General features: G+C 55.2%; 5 protein-coding genes. 2 read left to right on the forward strand and 3 right to left on the reverse strand.

The window, feature by feature from the left end:
- From H5U08_RS13070 to H5U08_RS13080, 3 genes are all read right to left on the reverse strand, one after another.
- On the reverse strand, window positions 1-244 hold a 244-nt coding region (locus H5U08_RS13070; protein WP_297033814.1), incomplete at its 3' end, for a hypothetical protein.
- On the reverse strand, window positions 237-1,235 hold the full coding sequence (locus H5U08_RS13075; RefSeq protein ID WP_297033816.1) for a hypothetical protein: 999 nt from the start codon (window positions 1,233-1,235) through the stop codon (window positions 237-239). The genes H5U08_RS13070 and H5U08_RS13075, both read right to left, overlap by 8 nt.
- Before the next feature lie 385 nt (window positions 1,236-1,620).
- Window positions 1,621-2,007, reverse strand: coding sequence for a hypothetical protein (locus H5U08_RS13080; RefSeq protein ID WP_297033818.1), 387 nt, complete (start codon window positions 2,005-2,007; stop codon window positions 1,621-1,623).
- 81 nt (window positions 2,008-2,088) lie between these two features.
- On the opposite strand from H5U08_RS13080, the gene H5U08_RS13085 reads away from it, so the two are divergent.
- Both H5U08_RS13085 and H5U08_RS13090 read left to right on the forward strand, forming a co-directional pair.
- On the forward strand, window positions 2,089-2,403 hold the full coding sequence (locus tag H5U08_RS13085; RefSeq protein WP_297033821.1) for a hypothetical protein: 315 nt from the start codon (window positions 2,089-2,091) through the stop codon (window positions 2,401-2,403).
- A gap of 213 nt (window positions 2,404-2,616) precedes the next feature.
- Entirely contained in the window at window positions 2,617-3,456 is an 840-nt protein-coding gene (locus H5U08_RS13090; RefSeq protein ID WP_297033823.1) for a pseudouridine synthase, read from the forward strand.
- Window positions 3,457-3,518 lie beyond the last annotated feature (62 nt).

The following is a 3,518-nucleotide window of genomic DNA, read 5'->3' on the forward strand; positions in this document are numbered from 1 at the left end:
GTTTGATTTCCCAAAAGCTGGGATTGGGATCAAAAAAGCCCCAGAGCTTCCAGTCCTCGTACCAAGGGTTCTCCTTCACCCGGGGATTTCTAACCACTGGCTTATTGCCGACCGAGTCGAGAATCGACTGCAAGTATTGATCGGCTTCATCTAGAATGTCGTAAATTTGTTTGTTTAATTGTTCGCGCTCATTCTTGAGAGCCTTCCGCTGTTCGGGCGAAAGTGAGCTTTTCTTGTCAGCCATTGGTCTGGCTCCCTTTTTCCTGTGCCAATTCGCTGAACACCTCTGCCGGTACGTTATGGGCCACAAGTCTCAAAAACTTCTCAGCGTCAGGACCAGCAATCCGGAGGATCTCAGAAATATAGACTTTGGCGGCTTCGGTTCTATCCGAATCGTGTCCGATAAAATACAACACGCCTCCTCGTCGTCTCACTTTGGAATCAGGAAATGCCTCTTTAATTGTATCGTGAGTGAATTTTAGTTGTTTTTGATTCGCACACAAAACAATCTCATAGAAACCCTCATAAGGCACCACTGTCCAGCCGTAAATCCCCGTTTTCTCTTGAACTTCCCGCATGACCTTATCAATCTCCTCTAGCGGTTTGGCAATGCGGGCCGTCAGCATCCCGAATTTCCGCTGCCGGGGAATCCGTTCAAACATGGCCACGCCGAGCTGCGGCTTTTCCGATACCAATCCCATCGTACATGCCGCCAGCGTCAGCTTGTCCTTTTCAAACTTCTCAAAAGTGGCCATGAATGAGTGCTCGGGTTCACCGAATTGCCCCACCGCGTCATGCACCGTCGTGGGATGCAAATCGGCCATCCCCAGGATGCGGTGATACTTCTGAACGGCCTTCTGGTGCGTTTCCGACTTGATGCCCTCCAACGCCTCCTGGGCCGTCTTTTTCCCTTCCACCACCGGCGAGACGAACAGCCGATGCTGCATCGCCTCTTCCAGGGATTGCCAGCGGAAAACTTCAGGATTCTTCTTGCTGGGCGCCCAAATATACGACCCTTCCTTCAAATGGACAACCTGCATGGGATGGGGGTTCGGCGGCAGTCCCGGAGGCAGCGCGTACTCCACCACGGTGGCCCCTTCGCGTTCATACGGAAAGGGCGGCGCTCCCTGCTCGGCCCCTCCCTGCCCCGCCAACTGGAGTACTTCATCATCCGGCCCCGGCGCGGTCAGTCCCACCAACTTCCGCACCTCGTCGGCCTGAATCGCTAGGCCCATGCCACGATGATCGTGTGCAGCGACCTGGAGGAGGTGGTTCAGTGGGACACACACCTGAAAAACGTGTTTGGAAAAAACGTCGAGCGATCCAGCCTCGGAGGGTTTGTTCGGTGGGTGGAAACCAAGGATGGGAAACGTTTAGCCATTGTCGTATGGAACGGCCCCGCAAAATCGACTCACGAATATTATCTTTACACCCACGAGCTGGCGCACATCGTGGATCGAGACACGTCCGGCAACAGGATCAGCAACTCAGACGAATGGCAGGCGGCATGGGAATCGGAAAAGGACGAAATTGTTCATTCCGTTTATCAGCCGGAACTGAAAGACGCAATCCTGGAAAATCCTTCGGAAGGATTCGCCACATTGCTGGCCCTGTACTGGATCAATCCTCGGATTTTTCGCACTCAAAGGCAAACCATACGTCGGTTCTTGGTGGAACGTCGTCTGGTTCATCAGGAGGGGGAGAAGTTCCCAGCATAAGGGGAAAGTACACGGAATAGGGGATTCGGTCTTCAAACGGCACGTAGTCTGAATAGTCATGGCCCGGAACAGGAACACAGATTGACTCGATGTCTCCTGTTTCGGGGCAGCACCAGGTGATGACCTTGACCTTTTCCTTGTGCATGTCCCTATCTCGGACCACCACGTACCATCGGCCCTCATAAAACCTCCAGGGGCAGCGCCAGCGCCGCCAGCGATAGTGGGCATAGGCCAGGAACACACGGTGCGCCAGCCGCTTGAGAGGGTCCAGAAGAGCCGAGAGCCTCATGGCGCCAACCTCTCGCACTTGTTGAGTGCCGCCTGATGATAGTGGCGGCAGTTTGGAAAACCGACCCCTTATATTATCGTCATGAGCGTGTCCGTTGACAAACCCAAGAACCGAACCGCCGACAGCCTGTTTTCCCCGGACAAGTACGTGAACAAGCCGGGGGTTGTGGTGTTCGCGGAACACAGCACACGCCTGCCGGACGGGACGCCGGTGACCTACGATCGCGACGCCCTGGAAAAGATCGCCCGCAACTGCTCGGTTTTGTTGCTGATTCAGCAGGAGGGACGTTTCATGAATTGTCCCTATGACACATTATGCCTGTGGCATGTTGTAGCAAAGTGTGGCCAGTCAGAGACGGGCCCGGATAGGCTAATTGTCAGGTGTCTCTTATACTGAAAAACAGGACGCTTTGGCGATTGGGAGTTGTTATCCGGCCAATTGCGTGGCCGCTGGTTGGGACCCTCGGCGGCGGTTTTGCCTGCGTCCTGCTAAAAGGGAAGGGGCGACAGGTGGGGAAAACGATGTGGGATTACGGGGCTTTCGATCCAGGAACGTGACACCGTCGGTGATGACGGCGACTTTCCTTCGGTACATGGAAAGAATTGAACTATGATGGGAGTACGAAAGAAGAAAAGCGTACGAGGGGGCGCTGCCTCTGCGCAGCCAGGCGGAACGGTCGTCCAACCCGGTCCCCAGCGACTCCAGAAAATTCTGGCAGCGGCTGGGATTGGAAGTCGGCGGCAGTGCGAAGAGCTGATCAAAATGGGCCGGGTGGAGGTGGATAAGAAAGTCGTGACCGAACTGGGCTTTAAGGCCGACCCCTTCCGCCAGAAAATCTGTGTGGATGGAGTTCCGATCAAGCTCGAGCCGCCGGTCTATTACGCCGTTTACAAACCGGACGGCGTGGTGTGTACGAATAGGGATCCGGCTGGACGAACCCGTGTCATTGACCTGGTTCCCGAGAGCGACCGGCGTTTGTTTACAGTGGGACGGCTGGACCTTCACAGCGAAGGTTTGATTCTGGTGACTAATGACGGCGCGCTGGCAGAGCGGTTGACGCATCCCCGTTATGGTGTGCCCAAGACATACCTGGTCCAGGTAGCAGGAGAGCCCACGCGGGACGTCCTCCTTAAACTTCAAAAGGGGGTGCACCTGGCCGAGGGAATCGCCCGGGTTGCCAAGATTCGCGTACGCCGCAAACACAAGAAGAGCACCATCCTGGAGATGGTTCTCAACGAAGGCCGCAACCGCGAGATTCGGCGCATCATGGCGCGGGTGGGCCACAAAGTATACCGTCTTAAGAGAATCGCCGTGGGGCCCATTCGATTGGGCAAGATGAAACCGGGCGAGGCCCGGCGTCTGACACCCGAGGAAGTGGCGGCGCTGTATAAGGCTGCTGGATTGGCTCCCATGTTGAAGGATTTGACTGAAAAAAAGAAACGGAAGTAGCTGCACTTTCTTGAGTTGTGGACGCTTCCGGTCATAGAGTTGGAAATATTCGAAATAACAGC

The organism is Thermogutta sp., from assembly GCF_014359955.1.
In the GTDB taxonomy this organism is placed as follows: domain Bacteria; phylum Planctomycetota; class Planctomycetia; order Pirellulales; family Thermoguttaceae; genus Thermogutta.

Excerpts from the sequence above, each read along its gene's own strand:
- H5U08_RS13075 (WP_297033816.1), bottom strand. The coding sequence starts at position 1,235 with ATGGGCCTAGCGATTCAGGCCGACGAGGTGCGGAAGTTGGTGGGACTG.
- H5U08_RS13080 (WP_297033818.1), bottom strand. The coding sequence starts at position 2,007 with ATGAGGCTCTCGGCTCTTCTGGACCCTCTCAAGCGGCTGGCGCACCGT.
- H5U08_RS13085 (WP_297033821.1), top strand. The coding sequence starts at position 2,089 with ATGAGCGTGTCCGTTGACAAACCCAAGAACCGAACCGCCGACAGCCTG.
- H5U08_RS13090 (WP_297033823.1), top strand. The coding sequence starts at position 2,617 with ATGATGGGAGTACGAAAGAAGAAAAGCGTACGAGGGGGCGCTGCCTCT.